23 protein-coding genes are annotated in these 24349 nt (G+C 67.9%); 9 read left to right on the top strand and 14 right to left on the bottom strand.

Annotated elements, in window-relative coordinates:
- Positions 1–2: 2 nt before the first annotated feature.
- The 5 genes from E5F05_RS13510 to E5F05_RS13490 all read right to left on the bottom strand — a co-directional run bounded on the left by E5F05_RS13510 (position 3) and on the right by E5F05_RS13490 (position 4664).
- Positions 3–800 (bottom strand): TrmH family RNA methyltransferase, encoded by a 798-nt coding sequence (locus E5F05_RS13510; protein WP_129119155.1) that lies wholly within the window; start codon positions 798–800, stop codon positions 3–5.
- Positions 801–854: 54 nt separating this feature from the next.
- Positions 855–1820 (bottom strand): vWA domain-containing protein, encoded by a 966-nt coding sequence (locus tag E5F05_RS13505; RefSeq protein WP_129119154.1) that lies wholly within the window; start codon positions 1818–1820, stop codon positions 855–857.
- Between the two features lie 67 nt (positions 1821–1887).
- Positions 1888–2547, bottom strand: coding sequence for a hypothetical protein (locus E5F05_RS13500; RefSeq protein ID WP_129119153.1), 660 nt, complete (start codon positions 2545–2547; stop codon positions 1888–1890).
- Positions 2548–2603: 56 nt separating this feature from the next.
- On the bottom strand, positions 2604–3479 hold the full coding sequence (locus E5F05_RS13495) for a hypothetical protein (protein ID WP_129119152.1): 876 nt from the start codon (positions 3477–3479) through the stop codon (positions 2604–2606).
- Positions 3480–3560: 81 nt separating this feature from the next.
- Positions 3561–4664, bottom strand: a complete 1104-nt coding sequence (locus tag E5F05_RS13490; protein ID WP_206733015.1) for a TM2 domain-containing protein — start codon at positions 4662–4664, stop codon at positions 3561–3563.
- Positions 4665–5532: 868 nt separating this feature from the next.
- On the opposite strand from E5F05_RS13490, the gene E5F05_RS13485 reads away from it, so the two are divergent.
- Positions 5533–6888, top strand: coding sequence for a hypothetical protein (locus tag E5F05_RS13485; protein ID WP_129119151.1), 1356 nt, complete (start codon positions 5533–5535; stop codon positions 6886–6888).
- 24 nt (positions 6889–6912) lie between these two features.
- Here E5F05_RS13485 and E5F05_RS13480 read toward each other — a convergent pair whose 3' ends face one another.
- The gene (locus tag E5F05_RS13480; protein WP_129119150.1) at positions 6913–7821 is read right to left on the bottom strand and encodes an AEC family transporter; all 909 of its coding nucleotides are present in this window, start codon (positions 7819–7821) and stop codon (positions 6913–6915) included.
- An 82-nt stretch (positions 7822–7903) separates the two neighbouring features.
- Here E5F05_RS13480 and E5F05_RS13475 point away from each other — a divergent pair, with 82 nt between their 5' ends.
- Complete coding sequence (locus E5F05_RS13475; RefSeq protein ID WP_129119149.1) at positions 7904–8791, top strand: NAD(P)-dependent oxidoreductase; 888 nt, start codon at positions 7904–7906, stop codon at positions 8789–8791.
- Positions 8788–9651, top strand: coding sequence for a DegV family protein (locus tag E5F05_RS13470; RefSeq protein ID WP_241687162.1), 864 nt, complete (start codon positions 8788–8790; stop codon positions 9649–9651). Before E5F05_RS13475 ends, E5F05_RS13470 begins: the two co-directional genes overlap by 4 nt.
- A gap of 4 nt (positions 9652–9655) precedes the next feature.
- Here the strand turns inward: E5F05_RS13470 and E5F05_RS13465 are convergent, their stop codons facing one another.
- The 3 genes from E5F05_RS13465 to E5F05_RS13455 form a co-directional block, all read right to left on the bottom strand.
- A complete protein-coding gene (locus E5F05_RS13465) occupies positions 9656–10546 on the bottom strand; it encodes a GNAT family N-acetyltransferase (protein ID WP_129119148.1) in 891 nt (296 codons plus the stop codon).
- Positions 10543–11973, bottom strand: a complete 1431-nt coding sequence (locus E5F05_RS13460) for a glycoside hydrolase family 3 protein (protein ID WP_221274137.1) — start codon at positions 11971–11973, stop codon at positions 10543–10545. The genes E5F05_RS13465 and E5F05_RS13460 overlap by 4 nt, the downstream gene beginning before the upstream one ends.
- A gap of 628 nt (positions 11974–12601) precedes the next feature.
- On the bottom strand, positions 12602–13354 hold the full coding sequence (locus tag E5F05_RS13455) for a serine/threonine-protein kinase (RefSeq protein WP_129119432.1): 753 nt from the start codon (positions 13352–13354) through the stop codon (positions 12602–12604).
- 144 nt (positions 13355–13498) lie between these two features.
- Here E5F05_RS13455 and lepB point away from each other — a divergent pair, with 144 nt between their 5' ends.
- Positions 13499–14278 carry a signal peptidase I gene (gene lepB, locus E5F05_RS13450; RefSeq protein ID WP_129119146.1) on the top strand — a complete coding sequence of 260 codons (780 nt, stop codon included), beginning with the start codon at positions 13499–13501 and terminating at the stop codon, positions 14276–14278.
- A 341-nt stretch (positions 14279–14619) separates the two neighbouring features.
- Here lepB and E5F05_RS13445 read toward each other — a convergent pair whose 3' ends face one another.
- From E5F05_RS13445 to E5F05_RS13425, 5 genes are read right to left on the bottom strand one after another with little or no spacing between them, the layout of a single operon-like run.
- Positions 14620–14940, bottom strand: coding sequence for a DUF503 domain-containing protein (locus E5F05_RS13445; RefSeq protein WP_129119145.1), 321 nt, complete (start codon positions 14938–14940; stop codon positions 14620–14622).
- A 2-nt stretch (positions 14941–14942) separates the two neighbouring features.
- On the bottom strand, positions 14943–15167 hold the full coding sequence (locus tag E5F05_RS13440) for a heavy-metal-associated domain-containing protein (RefSeq protein ID WP_129119144.1): 225 nt from the start codon (positions 15165–15167) through the stop codon (positions 14943–14945).
- Positions 15167–15682: a DUF1999 domain-containing protein gene (locus tag E5F05_RS13435; protein WP_129119143.1), complete on the bottom strand. Its 516-nt coding sequence runs from the start codon at positions 15680–15682 to the stop codon at positions 15167–15169. The genes E5F05_RS13440 and E5F05_RS13435 overlap by 1 nt, the downstream gene beginning before the upstream one ends.
- 9 nt (positions 15683–15691) lie before the next feature.
- A complete protein-coding gene (locus E5F05_RS13430) occupies positions 15692–16597 on the bottom strand; it encodes a ribokinase (RefSeq protein WP_129119142.1) in 906 nt (301 codons plus the stop codon).
- On the bottom strand, positions 16594–17142 hold the full coding sequence (locus E5F05_RS13425; RefSeq protein WP_129119141.1) for a nucleoside deaminase: 549 nt from the start codon (positions 17140–17142) through the stop codon (positions 16594–16596). The genes E5F05_RS13430 and E5F05_RS13425 overlap by 4 nt, the downstream gene beginning before the upstream one ends.
- 124 nt (positions 17143–17266) lie before the next feature.
- Here E5F05_RS13425 and E5F05_RS13420 point away from each other — a divergent pair, with 124 nt between their 5' ends.
- From E5F05_RS13420 to E5F05_RS13400, 5 genes are all read left to right on the top strand, one after another.
- Complete coding sequence (locus E5F05_RS13420; RefSeq protein WP_129119140.1) at positions 17267–18955, top strand: long-chain-fatty-acid--CoA ligase; 1689 nt, start codon at positions 17267–17269, stop codon at positions 18953–18955.
- 241 nt (positions 18956–19196) lie between these two features.
- Positions 19197–20891 carry an Ig-like domain-containing protein gene (locus tag E5F05_RS13415; protein ID WP_129119139.1) on the top strand — a complete coding sequence of 565 codons (1695 nt, stop codon included), beginning with the start codon at positions 19197–19199 and terminating at the stop codon, positions 20889–20891.
- A 161-nt stretch (positions 20892–21052) separates the two neighbouring features.
- A complete protein-coding gene (locus E5F05_RS13410) occupies positions 21053–21439 on the top strand; it encodes a response regulator (RefSeq protein ID WP_129119138.1) in 387 nt (128 codons plus the stop codon).
- A gap of 37 nt (positions 21440–21476) precedes the next feature.
- Positions 21477–23825 (top strand): transglycosylase domain-containing protein, encoded by a 2349-nt coding sequence (locus E5F05_RS13405; RefSeq protein WP_129119137.1) that lies wholly within the window; start codon positions 21477–21479, stop codon positions 23823–23825.
- 119 nt (positions 23826–23944) lie between these two features.
- A complete protein-coding gene (locus E5F05_RS13400) occupies positions 23945–24346 on the top strand; it encodes a penicillin-binding protein (RefSeq protein WP_164973495.1) in 402 nt (133 codons plus the stop codon).
- Positions 24347–24349 lie beyond the last annotated feature (3 nt).

Here is a 24349-nt window from a genome sequence, read left to right as displayed (position 1 = left end):
GCCTATCGGGACGGGGCCGCCCGCCGCTGGCGCACGCATTCGTACAGGACCAGGGCGGCGGCGGTGGCGACGTTCAGGCTATCGGCGGCGCCGTGCATGGGGACGCGCACCGGCACCTCGGCGGCCCGCCACCTCTGAGGCAGGCCCTCGTGTTCGGCGCCGAGGACCAGGGCGACCCGGCCGGTCAGGGGGGCGTCCCAGTAGACCTGCGGGGCGTCGGGGGTGCAGGCGACGCGGGTAAAGGCCCGATCCGCCAGCCAGGCCAGGGCCTCCTCCTCGTCCAGAGCGGCGACGGGCAGGGTGAAGACGCTGCCCTGGGACGCGCGGATCACGTTGGGACTGTACACGTCGGCGCCGCGCCCCAGCACCAGGACCCCCGCCGCCCCCGCCGCGTCCGCCGTCCGCAAGATCGCGCCGACGTTGCCGGGCTTTTCCAGACCGTGCAGGACGACCAGCACCGTGTCCTCACCGGGTTCGGGGAGGCGGGGCGCGGGTGCGGGGACGGTGGCGAGGAGGCCGTCGGGGTTCTCGCGCCCGCTGACCTTTTCAAAGGCCTCACGGGAGAGGTGGGTGCGGGGGCCGGGGAGCGTGGCGGCGACCGCGTGCGCCTCGGGGCTGTAGAGGGCCTCGCAGGTGTAGAGGGTGGTCGGGACCAGGCCCGCCGCGGCCGCCCGCGCGAGTTCACGCGCTCCCTCGATCAGGATCAGGCCTTCGCGCTCGCGCTCGCGGCGCTGACGCAGGCGCACCAGCCGCTTGACTTGCGGGTTTTGCAGGGAGGTGATGGGGTCGGGGGCGGTCATCGGGGCTTCAGTATGCCCCGTGGCGGCGGGCGAGGCCTCTCTCCTGACAAGCTCTTAGCGGACGGTGAGCGTGAAGGGCACCTCAATGTCCACAGGCTTCCTGTTCTGCGCCTCTACGGTAATCACCAGCGTGCCAGTCACCACCGTGCCCGCTGTGGGCTTTTGGGTGAAGTTCACCTGCACGCAGCCCTGCGCCCGGAATGCGTTGTACATCTTGTCGAAGAACCCCTGGAGTTGTGTCGCGCTGGTCGCCTTCTGAAACAACCCGCCCGTCGCCGCTGTCAGGTCCTCCAGGACCGAGAAGTTCACGGTATTCCGCGCGTCCAGCCCGATGGCATAGACCCTCGTACCGTTCTGCTTCGCCACCGCGATGGCTGCCTGCGCTGTGGGGTTGCGGGCAGTATCCTCACCGTCCGTGAGGATGAGCACTGTACCGTTTGCCCCGCCACTGGCTGCTGTCAGGTTGCTGGCGTCGATGATCGCCCCGTAAAGTGGCGTGCCGCCTCCCGCGAAGGTGGCACGGCCTACGGCAGTGTTCAGCAGAGCCTTATCCCCCGTAAAGTCCTGCCAGAGATAGGACACCGACAGGTTGTGGTTGGGTGAGGTGGACCCGTCGAACGACAGCACCGCCGCCTTGTCCCGGCTGCCCAGGCGAGCCACGAACGCCTGCGCGGCCTCGCGGCGAAGTTTCTGTGGATCGTTGTCGGTCATGCTGCCGGTGCTGTCCAGACTGATGGCCGCCGTGATGACGTCTTGCGTCTTCACCTGCCCGCAGATCGTCGCTGTCGCGGTGCCCGCACTGATGACCTTGACGCTCGCGCTCTTGAGGGTGGCGGTCGTCACGACGTCCTGCCCGTTCAGGGGTGTAAAGCCCACCTGATAGGTGTTGGCGTCGATGACGCGTACGCCGTTGATGGTCCCGGCTGTCGCGGCCGGTTCGGTGGGTGCGGCCGGTCCGTGACCGCAGGACGCGAGCGTGAGGGCGAGGGTGGTGGCGACGAGCAATGCACACTTTTTCATACGGGCCTCCTGAAGGCAACGTGGAAGGGTGGAGGGGAAAGAAGGGTGGACAGTCCAGCCGTGTTGATCAGCGTTTCAGGAGGCTTATAAAACCGGGTTTTCCTTTGACCGGACCCGTGATCATCCTTTCGAGTCCTGACCCACATTCAGTTCGGTGAATGGTCTGTCGAAAAGAAGGCTGGTTGCCGGGTGTGACCATGATCTTGTATTCGTCATCATGCATCTCGGTGTCGCCTCCCTGATACCAGGGACACACCTCGTCCGATGTCCTAAATGAGCCGAAAGATTTGAGACCGCCCGAATGGAAGTCTGCCAACTCCGCCGAACCTCCCATGCCTCCCGCTCCGCTATAGGAGGCCCGGACAATCACGTCATCCGTGCCGTTGCCGTTCACGTCCCGGAACTTCTCGACGTGCACATTCATGCCCTGAACTGTGTAAGCCGCGACAAGCCGGTTACCCTCCAGAACGCCGAGGACGTACTGATTGAAGTTGGCTGCTCCGCAATACCACACCGACACGAGCCGCTGTTTGGCCCCTTTGCGTGTGAAGCTGCCCGCCACGCTTTGTGCGTCCCCATGTTGATCTCTAGCCGTCTCGTCCTGACATGGGTAATCGGACTTGTTCTGATAAGCGGCCATCGCGGGAAAGCCCTGACTTCGCACGAGTTGCACGTCGGCCGCACTCGCTTTGCCCGCAGGAGCGCCCTGCATCGGCACCGCGTTCAAAGCCGATGCTACACCGACACTTCCGGCGAGGAGCGCCAGCCCGGACCGCGCCCGCATCACCGCACCGCCACATTCACAAACCGGGCATTGCCGAGCCGCAATTCGTCAATCCGGTTGACGTTGACCGGCGCGGTGATTGTCAGGGTGGTCACGGCAGGGGTGGCCGTAGCGGTTGCCGCCACAACAGCGCCGTTCACCGCCACGTTCAGGTTTTCCAGGGTCGCGCTCTGGGCGGTGGCGCGCATGGGAGCCAGGCTCAGTGTACAGGCAGCCATGCCGGGATTGGTCACACGACAGCCTTGCAGCGTCACATCGTACATGCCCCCGTTGAGTGCCACACCAGAGAGGGTGGCGTAGCCGGAGGTGGCGTTCGCGGTCAGGTACTGCTTGGGGTTGGCGATGGCTTGCGGGGTGGGGAGTGAGGAGACAGGGGTAGGGGTACCGCGAATGGCGACATCTTCCAGCCGTACCCATTTGTCGTCCTTATGGCCGATATCGAGGTACTTGAGCATGTTCAGTGAAGGTGGCATGTTTTCAAATTTAATTTGCAAGCTGTAGTTGATTCCGGGAGATACGGTTGTGTCAATATCGCCGTCTGTCTCTTTGCCATTATTAAACGAACTAATACTGATCTTATCTGGAGCGTATCTTGTTCCATCTGATGTAACCACATTAAAAAGTCGCTCCCTGTTAATCAAAATCCTCTTATCTACACTTTCATTAGAGTTAATTATAAAGCTACAGACAATAGTGCCTTTACTATTAGAAGAGCAGCCGGTAAAATTAAGTGTAGTTTTTATAATATGATCCCAATAACCGGACAGCCCCAATCCGACCTGCAAATTTTTTGCAGTGGATTGAGCTTCCACAAATGATATATTGGATAAGATAAGCGTGGATAAAACAGAGACCGCAGATAGATTTTTATTCATAGCTTACTCCTTGCAAGAGATTTGAAAAAGAAAACAGGGGTGCTAGTGTGCGCTGAACAAGCTTGCTTCGTTCTCACGCAATTAATGCGCCTTAACCGTCAATTGCAGTTCATACCTCCCCGCCGGATATCGGCTTCCCCCATCCTGAATGGAGCGGTCAAGTTCGGTAATCAGCCTGAACTCGTGGGTTTGTCCGGGTTGAAAGTCCTGGACGACCAAGCGACGTTTCAGGCAAGTGGACGTGTGGCCTTCCCAGAATTGCTCCTTGTTGATGGGTTGCCCGTCAATCTCGTAGCGAAAGGTGGCGTGGTTGAGGAAGTTCGCCAGTCCTGCAGCGTTCGCGGAACACCAGGCACTGCCCCAGGTGTATTGACCCGTGGTCGACACGCTGACCCGGCACCGTTTGACCGGGTTGCCCGGATCGATCAGGGCACACCCCTTGCCATCACTGCCGTCCATGGTGGTGGCGAGGTCATACAGGCGGGGCATACCCGACCTCACTGGATCGCTGAGAGGTTTCACAAGCCGGAAACTGGGACCCGTAGCCTCGGGAGTGGGTACTGATGCCGTGGAGACAGCAGGGGAAACCGCACTGGCCGTCAGCGTAGGTGTGCTTGCGACTGGTGGGGAGACTGGCTCACTCGCGTGGGCGCGGGCGCTGAAGGCGTGAACACCAAGCCATCCGCCCCCAAACAAGACAACCAGGGCGGCGATGATCCCAGCGGGAATCAGCCAGTTGTTCTGTGTGGCCTGCGGGGTGAACAAGGGAGAAGTCAGTAACGGACTCACGGGGTCCGAGGTGCTACTGACTTCGGGGGGTGAAGGCTCGGGCGTCGGGGCCACCACAGGAACTCCGGTCATCACCACTGTCGTTCCGGATTCGGCATGGAGCTTGACGTGTTGCAGGACTTCCAGGGCGATGTCCTTGTTGCGGTTGGCGACCAGGGTGGGCAAGCGGAAGAGGTCGATCAGTGCCCAGATCAGGAAACCGGAAAAGGTAAACCAGTAGATGAACTGGGTGCCCCACTGCCCGAGATAGGCGTAATGCAAGCCGAAAAACCAGCAGAGGTAGGCCACGCCGATTTTCCTTGCCTTCCGTTTGTAGGCATTCTCGAAGATCATCCGGTCTTCGGTGGACAATTGACTGTAGGCTTTTTGAATCAGGGGATCGGAAATGACTGTCATGGCCTCAACCTGATCCTTTCGGAAAGCAGAACAGAATAGGGCTTCAGGTTCAGCGCCTCGGCGTGACCACTGCACCTGTGCAGGTGTAGGCCCCGTTGCCCGTCGCTTTGCACCCACTGAGCTGAATGTTGTACTGGTCGGCGTTGACGGCTGGGGCAGGAGCAGGAGCGGGAGTAGCGGGGCGCTGCACAATGGGCGCGGGTGCGTTGCCGCTGCTCACCGGCACGTTGTCGAGGCGCTTGCCGGGCAGTACAAGTGCTCGGATGGAGGAGGTGCCAGCGGGAAGTGGGAGGCGGATGGAGATTGTTACAGGTACGTCTTTGATGACGTCCGCCCTGGGGTTACAGTAAAAGCCGCTGCCCGCTACCGCAACACGATAGGCCTTTGCAGTCTTCCCATCAGACGTGAAGAGTTGAACCCAGTCACAGTTGTACTCAACGTTCCCCTGCTCCAGCTTGGTCAACGTGTAGGAGAGGTCGCACTGCACACCATCAGGTCCTACGTAACAGCCGAGAAAGGTAAAGTTTCCGTTCCCCTTATCGTCTGGCCAGGTCTGCCCCTGTGCCCCTGCGAATCCACTGAGGGTGGAAAGCAAGGTAATAGTCAGGCCACTCCAGAGAGTTCTCAACCTATTCCCCTTCATGTTTTCCTCCACCTGTTTAGAGCAATAGAAACCCACCCACGGCCCTTACCGTGGCACCGACAGAGCGACTTTTCCGGGGAAAAGGGACGTGGCCGCAATGAGGAAAACCTCACAACCACGTGAGGCCAGCCTAAGCCGCTGCTCTCACGGGTGCAACTGCCAGGTTTTCTCACTCATTCTCAAGTGCGCCCCACGCTCCTCGTGGGGCAGGTACCATCAATTGAAATGACCGAGCCGAGTGGTCTGCACTTCCACACGCGAAGCGGCCTCCTGACGCTGCACGGCCAGACCCTCGACCTCGACGTGCGGCAGCAACGCCTGCTGGCGGTGGTCGCCGTGGCCACGCTGAGGGGGAAGGGTGGGGCGGAGGTCAGCGAATTCCGCCGTGCCCGTGGCTGGTCCCACCTGAATGACGGGGCCATCAAAAACGCCGCGTCGCGGCTGCTGATGCGCCTGGGCGAACTCAGAGCGCCTCTCGTGGCCTTCGCGCCCAGGGAAAAGACGAAGCGGTGGGCCCTGAACATGGCCGAGATCGGCGCCTTGTCGCACGACCTCGCCGATCTGGAAACCTTTGCCGCCTGGGTGTTTGACGAGGCGGCGCCCATGCAGTCCGACACGCTGAATGCGGCGCGGCTGCTGGTTCTCGCCGCCACTGCTTTCGAACAGGGACGTTACAGGGACGCGGAGGAACACGCCCGCGCGGCCTTTCTGGCTGAACCGTCGCCTGACCAGCATCTCCGGGCACTGGCGATGATCGCCTGGGTCAAGACCGTCTCCGCCTCACACGAAGAGGGCTGGTCCACGGTGAAGGCATTGCAGGAGCAGTTGCAGCGGTACCAGCAGGACGCGGCGACCCTGCCCAGCGATGAAGTCGAAGCCCTGACCTGGATTCAGATCGCGCGGTTTCACATGCGGAAAGTGCAACCGAAACCGGCAAGAGCGGCATATGCCCACGCGGCACGATTGCTTGGAGAAGGCCACCACCGCGAATGGGGGGCCATCGAAGCGGGGCTGGGATATCTCGCGCAGCAGGACGGAGAGCTGATGGAAGCGGCGCGGCGTTACCAGTCGGCGCTGGGGCACTTCACGCGAGGGCACTGGCCCTGGGCCATGCACGCGCAGTACAACAACCTCGCCGCTGTGAATTTCCGGCTCCACGAGGAGGGGGTGCCGGATGCGCCCCACCATGCGCCGGGATTTCTCGCCGAGGCCATTCGTTGGAGTTTGCACGCGCGCGACTTCGCGGACTCGATGGACTTCGGCGGGAGCATCGACATCGAGGTGAACCTCGCGTATGCCTACCGCTTACAAGGAAGGATCGATGAGGCACGCAAAGAGCTGCTCCGGGCGGCGCGGAGCGCACGTGCCTCCCAAAACATCAGTGATCGCGCCATCATCACCGTGGAACGCGCGGAGATTGAGGAAGCGTCGGGGCAGCGTGCGCAAGCTGTGGAATCGCTCCGTGAGGCTCTGGGCCTGTTGAGTGAAGTGGGTGTCGACGAGTGGACACGTGCTGCGGAACGTCGCCTCAACGAACTCGAAGAGGGCGTGCCTCTCTCCAAACCCATCAAACTGTGGTGAGTCCAGAGGGAAGGTTACTCTCGATCAACCCAGCCGCCCGATCACCGGCAGCGCCGTCACCACCAGCGCCGCCGTCAGCAGACTGGCGAAGGTGCTGAGGGCGACCGCGCTGGCGACCGTCTCCGCGTCGGCGTGGTATTCGCGGGCCAGCAGAAAGGCATTCACGGCGGTGGGCATCGCGGAGGCCAGGACCAGGCCCTGGAGGTTCAACCCGCGCAGGCCCAGCAGGAGGCCCAGGCCCAGCGCGAGCGCGGGCATGGCGAGGACCCGCAGCCCCACGGCGGTCAGCACCGGCCGGGTCAGGGCGATGCGGCCCGCCTGACCGATCTGGATGCCCAGCGACAGCAGCACCATCGGCAGCGCGGCCTGCCCCAGCAGGTCCACGCCCCGGCGCAGGCCCAGCGGGACGGGGAGGTGCAGGAGACGGACCAGCAGCGCGGCGGCGATGCACCACACGACCGGGAGGCGCAAGACGGCCTTCAGCCCGGCCCGTGCCCCGCCCGCCGAGCCGTACAGCAGCGGCCCCAGCGTGAAGGTCAGGACCACCGAACACAGGAAGATCACGACCGCCTGGTCCAGTCCCGGCTGCCCCAGCGCGAAGAGGGCGATGGGCAATCCGAAGTTGCCGTTGTTGCCGATGGCGACACTTGCCATGACGGCGCGGCGGGTCACGCTGGCGGCACGGTGCGCGGCGAGAAAGGCGAGCAGCACGCCCGACAGGGCCAGCACGAAATAAGCGGCGGCCAGGTGCAACCCCGCCTGCGCGCTCACGCTGGTGCCCAGCAGGCTGCTGAGGGCCAGGGCGGGCGTCAGGCCGTTCAGGCTGACCTTGCCCAGCGTGTCCTGGCTCAGCGTGAAGCGGCGGGCCAGCAGCGCACCGACTCCCGCGACCAGCACGACCGGTAGCACGACGTTGAGGAGGGCCGGAAACACGGGGGGCAGGATAGCTCGGCCTCTTTCTGGACTCGGTTCAGAGTTGATGGTAGGCGGGCGGAGGGGACCTAGCCTGGGCACGATGAGCAGAACACTGGCATTCCTGGGCCTGGGCGCGATGGGCTGGCCGATGGCCGCACAGCTCGCCCGGCACACCAAAGAGACGGGCGGGCGCACGCTCGTCTGGAACCGCACGCAGGCGAAAGCGGACGCCCACGCCCGCGAGTTCGGCAGCGAGGCGGCGGCGCTGCCCGAGGTGGCCGCCGCCGACGTGATCTTTTCCTGCCTGCCCACCAGCGCGGAGGTGGATGAGGTACTGACGGCGCTGGGCGGCCAACTGCGGGCCGGGGCGGTCTGGGTGGACTGCACCAGCGGGCAGCCGGAAGCGGCGCGGCGACAGGCGGCGGGGCTGGCGGGGCGCGGGGTGGCCTTTCTGGATGCCCCCGTGAGCGGGGGACCGGGGGGCGCGGCCGCCGGAAAACTGACCGTGATGGTCGGCGGGGATACGGCAGTGCTGGAGCGGGTGCGCGCCGACCTCGCCTTCGCCGCGAAGGTGGTCCATGTGGGCGACGTGGGCGCGGGCTTCGCGGTAAAGGCGATCAACAACACGCTGATGGCCGTGAATATGTGGGCGGCGGGCGAGGGGCTGGCGGCGCTGGCGCGGACGGGGGTGGACCTGCACGCGGCGCTGGACGTGATCAACGCGAGCAGCGGGCGCAGCTACCCCACCGAGGCGCTGATTCCCCAGCGGGTGCTGACGCGCGAGTTTCCGGTGACGTTCCAGCTCGGCCTGCTCGCCAAGGACGCGGGGATCGCGGCCGAGGTGGTGCAGGACGCCAGGGCCAGCGCGCCCGTGCTGACGCAGGTGGCGGCGCTGTACCGGGCGGCGGCCCACAGCATTGGGGCGGAAGCGGACTACAGCGCCGCGCTGAAGCTGGTGGAGCAGATGAACGGCACGGAGATCAAGTGACGCCCCTCTTCGGGGTGGCGACGGATGGCGGGCTGGACGCCTTCGCGGGCCTGAACAACGCCGTGCCGGTCGCGCCCTTCAGCCTGAATTTCGGCTCCAGGACGTACCGGATGGACGAGATCACGCGCGAGGGGCTGTACCGCGAGTTGCAGACCCACCCGGTCCATCCGACCTCCAGCCAGCCCACTCCCCAGGACTGGGCGGAGGCGGAGCGGCGGGCCAGCGGAGGCCTTCTGCCCGTGCTGGCGCTGACGATCAGCGGCGGGCTGTCGGGGAGCATCAACGCGGCGGAACAGGCGCGGGCGGTGGTGCCGGAGCTTCCGGTCACCGTTGTCGATACACGCACGCTGAGCGCGGCCCAGGCGTTTCAGGTTCACGCGGCGGCGACGGCATCACAGCGCGGCGAGACGCTGGAGACGGCGCTGGACTGGGTGCGCCGGACCGCCGGGGAGACGGAACTGTACTTCACCATCGAGACGCTGGAGTACCTGCGCCGGGGCGGACGGATCGGGCGGGTGCAGGCCACGCTGGGGGGCCTGCTGAACCTCAAGCCGGTGATCACGGTGGACCGGGCGACGGGCGCCTATACGAACGTGGGCCGGGCGCGCAGCTACAAGGGGGGCATCGAGGCCGTCGCCACCCAGGTTACCAGCCGCTATGGCGAGGGCACGCCGCTGCGGGTGGGCCTGCTCTACGGCAGCGTCCGCGAGGATGCCGACGCGCTGCTGGCCGCGATCCAGGCACGTCACCCCATTGTCTGGGCAGGCGCTACCGGTGTGAATCCGGTGCTGAACGTGCACACCGGGCCGAGGGCGGTGGGGGTGGCCGCTGCACCGGGGAACTGGGTGTGGGAGCGGTGACGGCTCAGCCGCGCAGGTGAACATACGTCGCCCAGGTGCGGAAGCCCAGCTTCTCGTAGAAGGGCGCGATGCCGGTCCAGTCGATGCCCATCGCCTGCACGCCCTGACCGCGCAGGTGGTGCATGGCGGCGAGCATGAAGGCGCGGCCCAGGCCACTCCCGCGCAGGTCGGGATGCAGGCCGATGGGGCCCAGGCCGCCCACCGGGCCAGCCGTGCCGACGGCGGCGCGCAGGGCCGCCGGGAACAGGAACGAGGGCAGGATCGCCGGGTCGTCCTCGCTGCCGACCAGGGCGAAACCGAGAACGCGCTCACCGTCTTGCAGGGCCAGCAGTTGGTGGGGTGCGCGGGTGGCGACGGCGGTCGCGTCATGCGTCCAGCGGGGGCTGAAGACGCTCTCCGTGAGGTTCTGCACCCCCGGCAGCACGTCTGCCTCGCGGGCGTCGGTGAGGCGCAGGTGGGCGGGCAGCCGCGCTTCGGGGAGCGGCGGGCGGAGGTCGGCCACCATGTCCACGCTCACGCGGCCCGTGCGGGTGAAGCCAGCCCGTTCAAAGAAGCCCACGCTGGCTTCGGGCACGCCGGGCAGGAAGTGGCCGCGTTCCTCACCCGGCGCGAGGGGAACGGGGCCGAGCCGCTCCCGCACCTCCGCGACGATTGAACGGCCCAGGCCCCGGCCCCGCACGTCGGGATGGGTGAGCAGCAGGCGCAGGTGGCCGTGCGGATAACTTTCCGGTGGCCGGAAGACGGCGAAGGCGACCAGCCGCCCCGCATCGTCCCGCCGCCACGCCCAGCCGGACGGCTCGCCCAGACGGCCCGCGAGGCCGCGCGGATGGGGCAGGCGGCCCGGCCAGGCAGCAGCCCACAGCGCCGCGATCTCGGGGAGGGTGGGAATGTTCATGCGAGGAAGGGCAGACGGCCCGGCGCACCCACCTCGCCGCGCAGCCAGGCGACCAGGGCCGCGCGGGCTTCCGGGCGAAAGCCGTAGGTGAGGACGGCGGGCGCCTTCACGTCCACCGCCGCATAGGGGTTATAGAGGGCGAGGTGCAGGTCAGGCCGCGCCCCCACCAGGGCGGGCTGGCGGTGCCGGGTGGTCGTGGCGAGGATCAGCGGCAGGCCGGAGGCGCGCAGGGCCTGCCAGTCGAGGTCCGCCGGGTCGTCGTAGGCGTGGAGCGTCACGTCGTACACTGCTCCCAGTTCGCGGGCGAGCGTCGCAGCATCCACGCTGGCCTCGCTGACGTTCTCGCGGGCCACCCGGCGCTGCGAGGCGAGCAGGACCCGGGAGCCGGGGGCGGGGGGCTGCGGCTGGCCTATCGTCGTCAGGCCGCAGGTCCAGGCGTGGGCGAGCAGCGGCGCGTCGGCCTGGGGGTCCAGCGCCGGGTCCGCCTCTGCCGGGAAAGCCGCGGCCAACGCATGCAACCGGGCGAGGCTGGCCTCCACCTCCCGGGCGTCCAGTTCCCCGTCCAGGGCGTCCGCGATGGCCGCCAGGGTGGCGTCCTGCGCCTCGCGGCGGCCCAGGGCCATCACCAGGTCGGCCCCGGCGCGCAGGGCCAGGACCGCCGCCTCGCCCCGGCCGTAGTTGGCGTCGATGGCCTGCATGCCCATGCTGTCGGTGACGGTCACGCCCGTATAGCCCCACTCGCGGCGCAGGAGGTCCGTCAGGACGGCGCGGGACAGGGTCGCGGGGTGCACGGGGTCGAGCGCGTCATACACGATATGCGCGGTCATCACGCCGGGCGCGAGGGGCAGGCAGGCGCGGAAGGGAACGAACTCCACCGCGTCCAGTTCGGCGCGGCTCTTGCTCACGCGCGGCAGGGCATGGTGACTGTCCAGGTACGTGTCACCGTGCCCCGGAAAGTGCTTCACGCAGCCCGCGACCCGCTCGCGGGTATGGCCCAGCAGGGCCGCCGTGCCGTGCCGAGTCACCCGGTCCACGTCCGCCCCGTACGCCCGCTCCCCGATGACGGGATTCGCCGGGTTCACGTTCACGTCCAGCACGGGCGCGAAGTTCCAGTTCACGCCCACCGAGCGCAGTTGCCGCGCGAGGGCCGCGTTCACGTCCTCCGTCAGCGCCGCGTTGTCGGCTGCCCCCAGGCACATCGCGGAGGGCGCGAACGGCCAGAAGGTCGGCCGCAGAATGGCCCCGCCCTCGTGGTCCAGCGCGATCAGGGCCTCCTCACCCATCACCTCCCGCAGGTCCTCGCAGAGCTGGCGCAACTGCCCGGCGTCCTGCACGTTCTTCCCGAACAGGCACACGGCGCGGATGCCGTGCCGCCGCAGATGCGCCGCCGTGTCCGCGTCGAGCACTGGGCCGGGAATGTCCACCATCACCAGAGAGCCGGGCTTGGGTCGAGTCACCCGCCCAGCGTAAGGGATGAGGGGGAGGAAGGAGGCCGGGGTGGGCTTTGAGTGTAGGGCAACCGCAAAGGCGCTGAGTCAGCACAGCCCCGGTTGAACCCCTCTGCTCCGCAGCTCTGCGAGTCCGGCCCTGCGGGCCACCTCCCCTCAAGACGCTTGATGTGCAATAGAAACTCGCTGTCTCAGATGGGCTTTTTTCTCTCTCCCCCCTGGCGGGGGACTGGCACAGCTCCGCAGGAGAGGGCTGGGGAGGGGGGTGACGGGCGAAGCTCGCCCTCGTCCCAGACGAGAAAAACACTTCTGCTTGTCCTACCCGCCAGCCCTGTAAGGCACATCAAGCGTTCAAGGGGAGGCCACAGATTGAGCTTCCTAGCGGGCAAACCGCGTTCCCGGCTCCCCTTGAGGGGAGCTGTCAGCAGAGCTGACTGAGGGGTTGACCGGGCCGAGCACTTCCAAAACCGGACCTCGCGGTTGCCCTGAGCCTTCACGGGCAGCCAGAGCCCCACACCCCTGCCCTCTTCTCCCGAGATTTACAAGTCTGTATTCTCAGTCTTTCCAGAGAGGGGGTCTGGGCGGCCCTCCCCCAGTCCCTCAACGCTCAGTACGGCAACCCCGCCAGCTTCAGCAGCATCTCCCGCGCCTGCACCGCGCTCTTCAGCCGCCGGGTGCGGTCGGGTTCAGTCAGGGCGACGAGCAGCGGGTCCAGCGGGTCAGCCAGCGGGGGCGGCGGCACCTCCGGGCCGGAGAGGGCACCGTGCAGCCCCCAGCCCAGCAGCACACCGACGCTGTAGAGGTCACTCTCGGGGCCGAGGGCTTCCCCGCGCGCCGCCTCGGGACTCTGGAAGGCGGCGGTGCCCATCCGGGTGGGACCCGCGAAGACCTCGCGGGCCGGGCCGGACAGGTCGAAGTCCACCAGCTTCGCGCTGCCGCCCGGTTCGACCAGGATGTTCTCGGGCTTCACGTCACGGTGGACCAGCCCCTGCGCGTGCAGGTAGCCCAGCCCGTCCAGCAGGTGCGCCAGCGTGAGCAGGAAGGCGCGGCGGTCATGGGTCAGGGCCGGGCGGCGGGAATACCGCTCGAACAGCACCGCCCCGCGCGCGAGCGTCACGATCAGCGCGGGGCGGTCCCCGATGCGCACCGGAGCCAGGACCCGGACCAGCCGGGGGTGGTCGAGGCGCGCGCCGTTGCGGTACTCGCGTGCGGCATGGGCGGCAAAATGCGGATCGAAGATCTTCACGGCGCAGGGCTGCCCGTCCGGGCCGACCGCGAAATACACCAGGCTGTGCGACCCACGACCGAGGGGACGCACCAGCCGCACCCCCTCCCCCACCACCTCACCTGCCAGCGGCATTGCGCCCTCACGGTACCCCAGGTGCCGGGCGAGGTGATACCCCCAGTGGCCCCATGACAACCAGTGCCCGCTGAAACACCCCCCTGGGAGCACCGCGCACCCCCAGCCGCCGTCCGCTATCCTGCGCGGCGGACAAGGAGCCGCATGACAAGACTGAACAAACCCGCGCCCGGACCGCTCGGGAAGCTGTGGAAGGAAGTGCTGGAACCCATCGTGTTCGCGGTGGTGATCACGCAGTTCGTGGCGACGCTCGTGGGCGTGGACGGCGTGAGCATGATGCCGAACCTGCGCGACCACGAGCGCGTGTTCGTGCCGAAATACGAGACGTGGCTGCACAAGGCGGGCGTCGGGGACTTTCACCGGGGCGACATCCTGATCTTCAAGCCCCCGCGCGAGGCGGCGGCGCAGGTGCCGAACCTGACCAAGAGCGCGTTCGGGCTGTGGTCGTACCGGCCCTTTCTGATCAAGCGCCTGATCGGCCTGCCCGGTGACCGCATCCGGATCGAGGGCGGCGAGGTCTACGTGAACGGGCAGAAACTGGATTCGAGCTGGACGACCGACTACTGGCGCGAGCAGGGCTGCTGGGACACCCAGAGCGACCTGGCAAACGGCGCCACGTCCAGCGCCGCCGGGATCATGCCCGACCAGCCCGAGATCACCGTGCCTGCCGGACACTACTTCGTGATGGGAGACAACCGCACGGCGGGCGGCAGCGAGGATTCACGCCTCTTCGGGCCAGTCCTGAAGCGCGACGTGGCGGGGCGCGCCGTGGCGGTCATCTGGCCGGTCATGCGGAAGGCCAACGCCCGCTACGACTGCTCGGCGGGGCGCGTGGCGGAGTTCAGCGGCCCGAGCGTGCTGAACTGGCGTGTTCTGAAGCGTCCCGAGGCGTTCGACACGCTCAAGACGCAGTTGGCGAAGTAACGGGTCCGCGAGGGCAGAAGAGCGTCGGCGCCGGAAAAGGCCGACGCTCTTTCCGTGCGCCGCCCCGTCAGCGTGTTCGGGGTCAGGCCGCTTCGAGAAACATCCCGTTGTTGTCGGGAAAGAGGGTGATGCTGGCCTCGCCCTGCGGCTGGCCCGGGCTTTGGAGAGCGGCCCGGAACCGCCTGGGCTGGTCGAGTGGCGACGGCCCCGCCCGCACTGCTTCTACACGCCGCTCGACAGGTCCGCAGGAGAGCGCACAGAAGATTCCCCCGAGGCGAAAGGCCCTTCACCGCACCCGGGGCACAGATGGACGCTGAGCTGGATTCCTCCGCAGTCCGCCGTCAGTCTTCCTCGTCCTGGTCGCCGCCCAGCACGGTGATGTCGGTTTCCTCCCAGGCGACGCGGTACTCGCCTTCGCGGGCGATGAAGTCGGCGGCCATCCGCAGGGTTTCTTCCACCCAGCCGTAATCGTTGCTGAGGGTGGCGACGCCGATCACCTCCCAGTCGTGGGCGTCGAGGCCGTCCAGACGCGCGACCGTGAGGGGATAGCGGGCCTTGAGGCGCTCGACGACCGGGCGGACCAGGGCGCGTTTCTCCTTGAGGTTCGACACCCACGGCATCTCGACCCGGACGGTCAGGATGCCGACGTAGCCGAGCGCCACGTCTAGAGCATGCCCGCCAGGAAGCCCTGGGCGCGCACCGCACGCACCAGGTCCATGACGGTGTGCTGGCTGGGGTCGTAGTGGACTTCGATCTGGCCGTCGTCGGGCGTGGCCTGGCTCACGCCGGGCAGGGTACGCAGGTGGGCGGCGACACGCTCCCCGGCGTCGCGGGTCATGCCGCGCACGCCGAGCAGCACGCGGGTGGCTCGGGTCGTCATGCCCGCCATTATGCGCGTCCTTCCGCCCCGGCGCTTGGGCTTGTGCCGAGGCGCTCGCCGGGGGCTGTCCCGGCACGGGTCCCGAGGTGGCAGACGGCGTACTGGCCGGTCAGGTGCGCTTCTTCCCGCCGTGCGGCGGCCTCCAGCGCGGGCGCGAGGGGGAAATGCACCTCGTACACGGCGCTGTCGTAGGCGCTCTTGACGGTCGCGTGCAGCAGGCCCGCCGCCGTGCCTTCGGGCGCGTCCGGCGCGAGGATCACCGTGCGGACCAGGACGATGGGCCGGTCCCCCTGCCAGACGTGCTGCGCCAGGATCAGGCCCCGCATCTCCCCCGCCTCGTCCTGGGCGGCGAAGGAATGTTCGCTGCGCTCGTAGAACTTAAGGGCGGGGAGGCTGGTGCTGAGGCGGCCCTCACGCTCGCGGGCGGGGAGGGTGTCGAAGGCCGGGTCGGCCTGGCGCTGGGCGGCGAGGTCCAACGCTTGCAGGGCGTCGTAATCGGGCTCGGCAAAGGTGCGGTACTGCATGGAGGCAGCCTAGCGCGCGAGGGCGGCGGCAATCTCGGCGCGGTCGGGCATCGCGTCCTGCGCGCCGGGGCGGGTGCAGGCGAGGGCGGCGGCGACTCCGGCCGCGTGCAGGGCGGTGGGGAGGGGGTGGCCCTGGGCGAGCCAGGCGGTCAGCACGCCGCAGAAGGTGTCGCCCGCGCCCGTCGTGTCCACCGGCGTGACCGGGAAGGCCGGGAGGCGGTCCACGGCGTCCGCTGTCACGGTCAGGCTTCCCTGCGCGCCGAGGGTGACCGTCACGGCGCGGGGGCCACGGGTGAGGAGGGCGCGGGCCTGCGTTTCCAGGGCCTCTCCTCCCCCGCTGGCAAACGCGGCGAGTTCGTGTTCGTTCACGATCAGGTGGTGCGTGTGGGCGAGCAATTCCGGGTCGGGCTGTTCCATGGGGGCCTGGCGCGCGGGGGCGGCGTTGTGGAGCACGGTCAGTCCGGCGGCGTGGGCGCGGCGGGCGGCCTCCCGGTTGACTTCAGATGGGAGTTCGTTCTGAAGGAGCAGGTGGGTGAAGCCGCTCAGGTCGGTGGGCAGATGAGCGGACGTGACGCGGGCATTTGCGCCGCTGGCGACGGTGATCGCGTTCTCGCCGCTCGCCGCGACCGTGATCAGCGCGAGGCCGGTGGGCGCGTCCAGCTCGTGCAGTCCGGCGAGGTCCACCCCGGCGCGGGTGAGGCCGGAGAGGGCGGGGGCGCGGAAGGTGTCGCGCCCGACGGCGCCGCAGAGGGTCACGCTTGACCCGGCCAGCGCGGCGGCGACCGCCTGATTCGCCCCCTTGCCCCCCGGAGAGACGCGGGCCTCTTCCCCCAGCACCGTCTCGCCCGGCGCGGGGATGCGGGCGGCGCGGACGGTCACGTCGGCATTGACGCTGCCGACCACCAGCACGCTCATTCCACGCCCGCCGTTTCCGCCGGATACCGCTGCCGCCACAGCGCCCAGCCCTCCTCGGGAAAGGCCCGCCTGGCCTCGGGGGCAAAGAGGCGGGCGCCCTCTGCTTCGAGGTCGGGGTCGGGACAGGGCACCACGTCGGTTTCCTGCATGGCGGGGTGGTCACTCCACCTGATCAGGCGACCCGAGCCGCCCCAGGGATCGGCGGTGGCCCACACCACCCGGCCCACGCCCAGCAGGGCCGAGGCGCCGCCGCACATCAGGCAGGGCTCCAGGCTGGTGTAGAGGGTGAGGGTTTCGGCGTCCCGGACCTTGCCCACGCTGAAGAACACGTCCATCTCGGCGTGGGCGACACTCGCCGCACCCACGTGTTCGGGCGACTGGGCTTCCCCCACGCGGTTGCGGCCCCGCGCGATCACCTCGCCCCGGGCATTGACCAGGACCGCGCCGACCGGGGCACTGCCTGCGGCCTGCGCTTCCCGGGCCAGGCGCAGGGCTTCTTCGAGGTGGGGCCGGTGGGTGGCCGGGTCCAGCGGGGCAGGCGGCATGAGGCAGTCTGGCACGCGCGGCGCCGATCAAGTACATTTATACCGAGTTCAGTTTATACTCGGTTCAATTCAAGCAGTCTGCCTCCCGCCGTGAGAGGCAGACCCGAGGAGTGTGAGGAGCGGCATGATGAGGCCCTGGCTGGACCATTACGAAGAAGGTGTTCCCCGCGACTGTGTGCCGACGAATGACACCCTGCCCGACCTGCTGCGCCGCAGCGCCGAGGCCTTCCCGGAGCGCACGGCGCTGAGTTTCATCGGGGCCGCCACCAGCTACCGCGAGCTGTGGCAGGACGTGCAGCGGTTCGCGGCGGGCCTGCAAAAAATCGGTGTGCAGCCCGGCGAGCGCGTCAGCCTCATGCTGCCCAACTCGCCGCAGTTCGTCGTGGCCTTTTTCGGCACGCTGCTGGCCGGGGCGACAGTGGTGAACACCAGCCCGCTGTACGTGCCCACGGAACTGGAACACCAGCTTCAGGACAGCGGCAGCGAGACACTGATCCTGCTGGACGCCTTCTATCCGCGCTACCAGCAGATCGCCGCGCGCGTGCCGGTCCAGCGGGTGATCGTGACCGGGATTCAGGACGCACTGCCCTTTCCCAAGAACGTGCTGTACCCCCTCAAGGCCCGGCGCGAGGGGAGCTGGGTCAATGTGAAGGCGGGCGGGTCGGTCTACAGCTTCAGGGGACTGCTGAAGGGCCAGGCGCCCGCGCCGCAGGCCGTCACGCTGCGCCCGGACGACGTGGCCCTGCTGCAATACACCGGCGGCACCACCGGCGTGCCCAAGGGCGCGATGCTCACGCACCGCAACCTCGTCGCCAATGCCGAGCAGTGCCGGGCGTGGATGACCGACCTGAAGCCGGGGCAGGAGGTGACGCTGGCCGCGATTCCGTTTTTCCACGTGTACGGCATGACGGTGGGCATGAACCTCAGCATGCTGACCGGCGCGACGCTGGTGCTGGTGCCGAACGCCCGCGACATCAAAATGGTGCTGGGGCAGATCCAGGCGAGCGGGGCGACCCTCTTTCCCGGCGTGCCCACGCTGTACAACGCGATCAACAACCACCCCGACACGCCTAACTTCGACCTGACCACCATCCGCGCCTGCATCAGCGGGAGTGCGCCGCTGCCGCTGGAGACGGCGCGCCGGTTCCGGCAGATCACGGGCGGGGCGAATCTGGTGGAGGGCTACGGCCTGACCGAATCCAGCCCGGTCACGCACGTCAACCCGATCTTCGGGGACCAGCGCGAGGGCAGCATCGGCCTGCCCATCCCCGGCGTGGACGCGCTGGTGGCGGGCGAGGACGGCAACCCTTTGCCGAGCGGCGAAATCGGTGAACTGTGGGTGTCCGGCCCCAACATCATGCGGGGCTACTGGGAGCGGCCCGACGAGACGGCGAAGGTGCTGCGCGAGGCCCACGGGCAGACCTGGCTGCTGACCGGCGACATGGCGGTGATGGACGATGACGGCTACTTCCGCATCGTGGACCGCAAGAAGGACCTGATCATCGCGGGGGGGCACAACATCTACCCGCGTGAGGTGGAAGAGGTGCTGTACGCGCACCCCGCCGTGCTGGAGGCCGCCGCCGTGGGCCTGCCCGACCCGTACCGCGGCGAGACGGTTCACGCGGTGGTGGCCCTCAAACCCGGCATGACCGCGACCGAGGCGGAGATCATCGCGCACTGCCGGGCGAACCTCAGCCCCTACAAGGCGCCGCGCAGCGTGGAGTTCCGCGCGGAGCTGCCCAAGTCGGCGGCCCTCAAGGTGCTGCGCCGCCAGCTCGCGGAGGAAGCGCGGGCGGCGCTGAAACCGGCCTAGCGGCACTCTCCGGCGGTGGGCGGGCTCTCCCCGGGAGTGGGGACTCGCCCACCGTCTGCATTCGCCCGATCCCCGGCTCCACAGCCACCATCCCTCTTTGAGCAACAGATGTGCAAAGAGATCAACCTGGTGAGCGGCCCCGGAGAGGGCATAGTACAGGCAGGTGGATAACTGACGGTCTGGGCACACGGGCGCAGAGCGCCAGCTTTCGCAGTTCATGAGGGCGCAAGGGGGGAAGAAGATGGCACAGGGAACAGGGGGGAGCGCGCAGCGGCGCGGCGGACGGGGGGCCATCCTGCTGCTGACGCTGGGCCTGGGGCTGGTCGGCTGTAGTCAGACGGGGTCGGTTCCCACGGCCCCGGAGGCGCTCCAGCTCGAAGCCGAGGCGGGGAGCATCGAGGCTGGCGTGACGCCCCAGGCGGTCGCCAACCCCCGCTCGGGGGGACGGATCATCAGCGACCCCGCAGCCAGCGGCGGCAAGGCCGTCATTCTCCTCGGCACCAACGACAACGTGCGCTTCGTCGTGCCCGGCAGCGTCAAGGCGGGACGCTACGCCGTCTCCGTCGAGGGCCGCGGGGAGGAGTTCCGGGGCTGGCCGGTCGTGGACCTGAACGACGCGAAGCAACGACGGCTGGCGGTGGCAACGCTGGACTCGGCGACCTACGTGACGCGGAAGTTCGGAGACTTCGACCTCAAGCCAGGACAGGTGTTCAACCTCTCGTTCATCAACGACCTCTACGAGGGGCCGGACCGCGACCGCAACGCCATCGTGGATTATCTTGTCATCGAGCCCGTCCAGAGCCCCCCGCCCGTCAACCAGGCCCCGACGGTCACCCTCCAGCCCATCGACAACGGCATTCTGTTGCCGGACGTGTACGGCCACGCATCACACCTGGCCGACAACAACATCATCCTGAAAGCGGACGCCTCGGACCCGGACGGCCAGGTTGCCAAGGTCGAGTTCTACTTCGGGGCGAGCAAGATCGGCGAGGACACCACCGCCCCCTACACCTTCGTGTATCCGCGCAACCGCTACAGCGACGATACCTTCAGGGGCCCCTTCACCGCCCGGGCCGTTGACGACCAGGGGGCGGCCACCACCTCCGCGGAACAAAGCGCCGTCTTCTCCAATGCCGACTCGAGCAACGCCCTGCTCTCAGGCCCGGTGTTGCGCGCGATCAACTTCGGTGGCCCCTCCGTGCAGACCCAGCGTTACGACGTGCGGTTCGGTGGCGTGAACTTTGCCGCGGGGGACACGTCGGGGATCACGACCAACGGCACCCCCACGAGCGTGCCCGGCAGCGCGCTGGCTCCCGCCGCCGAACCCAACCGCGAGGCCCTGGTCCGCACGGCCCTCTCCCGCCCGGGAGGGCTGGAGGTGGGGGTGCCCGTTCCCCAGGCCTCCTACTCTGTCTTCCTGTGGGTGCGGGCCGAGGACGCGACGCCCTACGACATCCAGATGGAGGGCCAGACCGTCGCGCGCTTCGAGCCGGGCGCGGCGGGCCAGTGGAAGCGGCTGGGGCCCATCGGCGTCAGCGTGAGTGACGGCGTGCTGAACGTGGCGAGCACCGGCACCGCGACCGCCAACTTCTCGGCCATCGAGATTTACCGCAGGCCGCAGGCGGGGGACACGGCACCGACGGTGACCTTCACCTCCCCACCTGCCGACAGCTCGATCACCCCGGTTCCTGCCAGCCAGCCCCTGACGCTCTCGGTGGACGCCTCGGACCCGGAGGGCATCGCGAAGGTGGAGTTCTTCGCGCGCCCCTACATGTACGGTCCGGTCCAGAAAATCGGCGAGGCCACCAGTGCGCCCTACAGGGTGGTGTGGCAGAACACACCGACGGGAGGCCTGTACAGCGTCTTCGCCGTCGCCACCGACAACACTGGGGTCAACTCCAGCACGGAGGCGCGAGTGTCCTTCTCCTCTCCCTGACCGGGGTCGTCACTCAAGGACCCACGTTCGGCCTATCCTCCCCGATGTTCAGCCCAGCCCCCACCCCGCGTGGGGGTTCGGCCTTTTCTGGGAAAAGCACAGTCCCGGGAAAGCACAGGCTGCACGGCGGCACAGACTGCCCCTCCCCCCGCTGCACTATCATGGCGCTCATGGCGTATACCATCCTCGTCGCGGACGACGAACCGGCCATCCGGACCATGCTGGAGGTCATTCTGTCGGCGGACGGGCACGAGATCGTCACGGTGCCGGACGGCCGGGCGGCGCTGGAGTACCTGCGCGACCACACACCCGACGCGATGCTGCTCGACGTGCAGATGCCGCAGATGGACGGCTTTGAAATCTGCTCGCGGGTGAAACGCATCAAGCGGCTGCGCCGGGTGGCCGTCTTGCTGCTGACCGGCTTTGACGACGACCGGACCCGCGATCAGGCCAAACTGGTTGGCGCCGACGACCTCGTGTACAAGCCGCTGAGCGGCAAGAACTTGCGGGGGCGCGTGAAGCAGCTCATCGAGGCACGCCGCGCGTGAACAGGAAGTCCGAACGTCTTTCAAAGGAGGAAACCGGGTGTTTCTGAGGTTTCTGAAATTCACCGTATCGCTGCTGCTGGCGGGCGGAGTGGCCGCTGCCGGGGTGGGCGCCACCTACGTCACCAAATGGACGCGGGAACTGCCCGACTACCGCCAACTGGACAACCTGAGCCTGGGGGCCGAGACGCGGGTCTTCGCGCGGGACGGCACGCCGCTGGGCACACTGGTCCCCAAGATCGGGGATCAGGCGATCAGCCGCACACTGGTGCGCCTGGACGAGATCAGCCCCTTCATGACGGCGGCGCTGATCTCCAACGAGGACCGCCGGTTCTTCGAGCATTATGGGGTGGACCCCTACGGCATTGCCCGGCAGTTCCGCCGGGTGGCCCAGGGCGAGGACGTGCAGGGCGGCTCGACGCTGACCAATCAGCTCATCAAGAACACCCTCCTGCTCGATGAGTACAACCAGGCGCGCACCCCCGACCGCAAGGTGAAGGAGTGGCTGCTGAGCGTGCAGGTCGAGCGCGCCTTTACCAAGGAAGAGATCCTGCGCGACTACCTCAACGCGATCTACTGGGGCGACGGCGGCCCGGTGGAACTGTACGGCATCTATTCGGCGGCGCAGGCCTACTTCCGCAAGACGCCCAAGCAGCTCTCGCTGGCGGAAAGCGCCTACCTGACCGTGCTGGTGCCCAGCGCCGGACGGTACTTCAACTACCAGGCCGTCCGCCCGCTGATGAAGACGCTGCTCTCGCGGATGGTCGAGGACGGCTGGGTGACGCAGGCGCAGGCCGACGCCGCCTGGCACGAGAATCTCCAGCCGCGCGGCTGGCAGATCACCTACGACGCGAACGGGAGCGTGAAGAGCGCCAAGCTGGTGGACCGCAGCGCCAAGGAACTCAAGGCGGTGACGACCACCCGCGCCCCGCACTTCATGGGGCAGGTGGAGAGCGAACTGGTCCGCCGCTTCGGGCGCGAGAAGGTGTACGGCTCGGGTGGCCTGCGGGTGTATACCACCCTCGACCCCAAGATTCAGACCGCCGTCGAAACGGCCAGCCGCGAGGCGACCGGAATGCCGCCCGGCACGACGCTGGGGGCCGTCATCATCGACCCCTACACGGCCGAGGTGCTGGGGATGGTGGGGCAGAAGCTGAACGGCAGCCAGCCGCCCGCCGACTGGAACAACGCCGCGCAGGGCCAGCGGCAGGTCGGCTCGACCATCAAGCCGCTGCTGTACACCACCGCGCTCTCGACCGGGCTGGACCAGACCCACCGCGAGGACGACAAACCCATTTCCTTCCCCTGCGACACCTGCAAAGGCGGCGTGTACCAGCCGCAGAACTTCGAGGGCCACACCACCTACCGCAGCATGACGATCCGCGAGGCGCTGGACCGCTCGCTGAACCTGGTGACGGTGCGGCTGGCCGACCGGATCGGCCTCCAGACCTTCTTCACCAAGCTGCGTGAGCTGGGCGTGCCGCCGAACGACGGGACGGGCCTGGCGGCGGCGCTGGGCGCCATCGAGACGACGCCGGTGAAGATGGCGGCGGCCTACGCGCCCTTCGTGAATGGCGGCCTGTACCGTGCGCCACGCTACATCACCCGGGTGACGACCGCACGCGGCGAGGTGCTGTACGACGCGGCGAACGACCTCACCAAACCCAAGCGGGTCTGGACCCCGCAGATCGCCTTCCTGGGCCTGGACATGATCCGGGGCGTGGTGAACGACCTCACGGGGCCCCAGGGGGGGCTGTCGTGGCCCGCCAAGTTCGGCAACTGGCCGGTGGCGGGCAAGACCGGCACCAGCAACGGCCCCAAGGACTTCTGGTTCGTGGGCACCACGCCGCTCTACCTGGGCGCAGTGTGGGTCGGCAAGCAGCAGGGCGGCCTGATGCCCCAGCGTGGCTACTACAGCGGTCTGGTGAACGCGCCCATCTGGCGGCGCATGATGGAGATCGCGCACGCGGGCAAGACGCCCACCGCGTTCGTGCAGCCGCCCGGCATCGTGTACGCGGACGCGCCCGACCAGGGCTGGCTGCCCGGCGTGAAGGTCGCGCTGCTGGACCCGCGGTACAAGGACAGCGCCAACACCCCCATCGAAGGGGATACTGCCCCCGTCGTCTACAGCGAAACCGGCTGGACCCCCAGCGCGGCTGACCCGCGTACCACCGTCATCAACGTGGACCGCACAACCGGCCGCCTGGCGACCGAATTCACGCCCCCCGGGAACGTGGTGCCCCGGCGCGTGGCCATCGAGGACCTGCCCGGCTACGCCCCCGACCCCAGCCCACAACCCCTGCGCGACGAGCAGCCGGACCCCCAGGCGATCAAGGCCGTCCGCGCACCGGGCACCGCCCCTGCCCCCAACACGCCGGGCACGCCCTGAGCTACCCAGACCCCCGCAGCCTGTCGGGGGTTTTCTTTTGGCCGGGTGAGGAGGTCGCGCGGGCAGGCCGTGGCCTTCTCACGCGGCTGTCACGCAGGAGGGCGGGCGCGGCGGGCATGATGCCCCACATGAAACGTGCGCCTCTGCTGACGCTGCTGCTGGCCCTGGGCACTCCCGCCGCAGACGCGCGGGTGCGCCTGGGCGAACCGCTGCCCGCCCATCCCTGGATGACCCCGGACCGTGAGGTCATCGTGGTGTATTCGCACGACTGCGGCGATCTGGGCGAGCTGTGGGGCGCCGTGCTGGCCGCCGGACTGCCGGTGCGGGCCGTGAATGCCGAGGACGTGGCCGCCCCCGCCCCCAGTGGCGTCAACGTCTGGCGTGGCCCGGAGGCGACCGCCTTTGCCCGCGCGCTGCATGTCGGTGCCTATCCAACGGTGCTGCTGGTCCAGGGGGGAAGGGTGCTGAACGCCTGGGAGGGGAATTTCGGGGGGGATTTGGGGTTGGCGCCGCGCTCCTGATCC

The organism is Deinococcus metallilatus, assembly GCF_004758605.1.
In the GTDB taxonomy this organism is placed as follows: domain Bacteria; phylum Deinococcota; class Deinococci; order Deinococcales; family Deinococcaceae; genus Deinococcus; species Deinococcus metallilatus.
Note: the sequence above shows the minus strand (reverse complement) of the source record. Positions and strands in the feature narration are given on the sequence as shown.

Coding starts and splice junctions, on each gene's coding strand:
- E5F05_RS13455 (WP_129119432.1), bottom strand. CDS start 13,354: ATGCCGCTGGCAGGTGAGGTGGTGGGGGAGGGGGTGCGGCTGGTGCGT.
- E5F05_RS13410 (WP_129119138.1), top strand. CDS start 21,053: ATGGCGCTCATGGCGTATACCATCCTCGTCGCGGACGACGAACCGGCC.
- E5F05_RS13435 (WP_129119143.1), bottom strand. CDS start 15,682: ATGCAGTACCGCACCTTTGCCGAGCCCGATTACGACGCCCTGCAAGCG.
- E5F05_RS13485 (WP_129119151.1), top strand. CDS start 5,533: ATGACCGAGCCGAGTGGTCTGCACTTCCACACGCGAAGCGGCCTCCTG.
- E5F05_RS13440 (WP_129119144.1), bottom strand. CDS start 15,167: ATGGCGGGCATGACGACCCGAGCCACCCGCGTGCTGCTCGGCGTGCGC.
- E5F05_RS13430 (WP_129119142.1), bottom strand. CDS start 16,597: ATGAGCGTGCTGGTGGTCGGCAGCGTCAATGCCGACGTGACCGTCCGC.
- E5F05_RS13400 (WP_164973495.1), top strand. CDS start 23,945: ATGCCCCACATGAAACGTGCGCCTCTGCTGACGCTGCTGCTGGCCCTG.
- E5F05_RS13505 (WP_129119154.1), bottom strand. CDS start 1,820: ATGAAAAAGTGTGCATTGCTCGTCGCCACCACCCTCGCCCTCACGCTC.
- E5F05_RS13490 (WP_206733015.1), bottom strand. CDS start 4,664: ATGACAGTCATTTCCGATCCCCTGATTCAAAAAGCCTACAGTCAATTG.
- E5F05_RS13415 (WP_129119139.1), top strand. CDS start 19,197: ATGGCACAGGGAACAGGGGGGAGCGCGCAGCGGCGCGGCGGACGGGGG.
- E5F05_RS13495 (WP_129119152.1), bottom strand. CDS start 3,479: ATGAATAAAAATCTATCTGCGGTCTCTGTTTTATCCACGCTTATCTTA.
- E5F05_RS13460 (WP_221274137.1), bottom strand. CDS start 11,973: ATGGTGGACATTCCCGGCCCAGTGCTCGACGCGGACACGGCGGCGCAT.
- E5F05_RS13425 (WP_129119141.1), bottom strand. CDS start 17,142: ATGCCGCCTGCCCCGCTGGACCCGGCCACCCACCGGCCCCACCTCGAA.
- lepB (WP_129119146.1), top strand. CDS start 13,499: ATGACAAGACTGAACAAACCCGCGCCCGGACCGCTCGGGAAGCTGTGG.
- E5F05_RS13420 (WP_129119140.1), top strand. CDS start 17,267: ATGATGAGGCCCTGGCTGGACCATTACGAAGAAGGTGTTCCCCGCGAC.
- E5F05_RS13465 (WP_129119148.1), bottom strand. CDS start 10,546: ATGAACATTCCCACCCTCCCCGAGATCGCGGCGCTGTGGGCTGCTGCC.
- E5F05_RS13475 (WP_129119149.1), top strand. CDS start 7,904: ATGAGCAGAACACTGGCATTCCTGGGCCTGGGCGCGATGGGCTGGCCG.
- E5F05_RS13510 (WP_129119155.1), bottom strand. CDS start 800: ATGACCGCCCCCGACCCCATCACCTCCCTGCAAAACCCGCAAGTCAAG.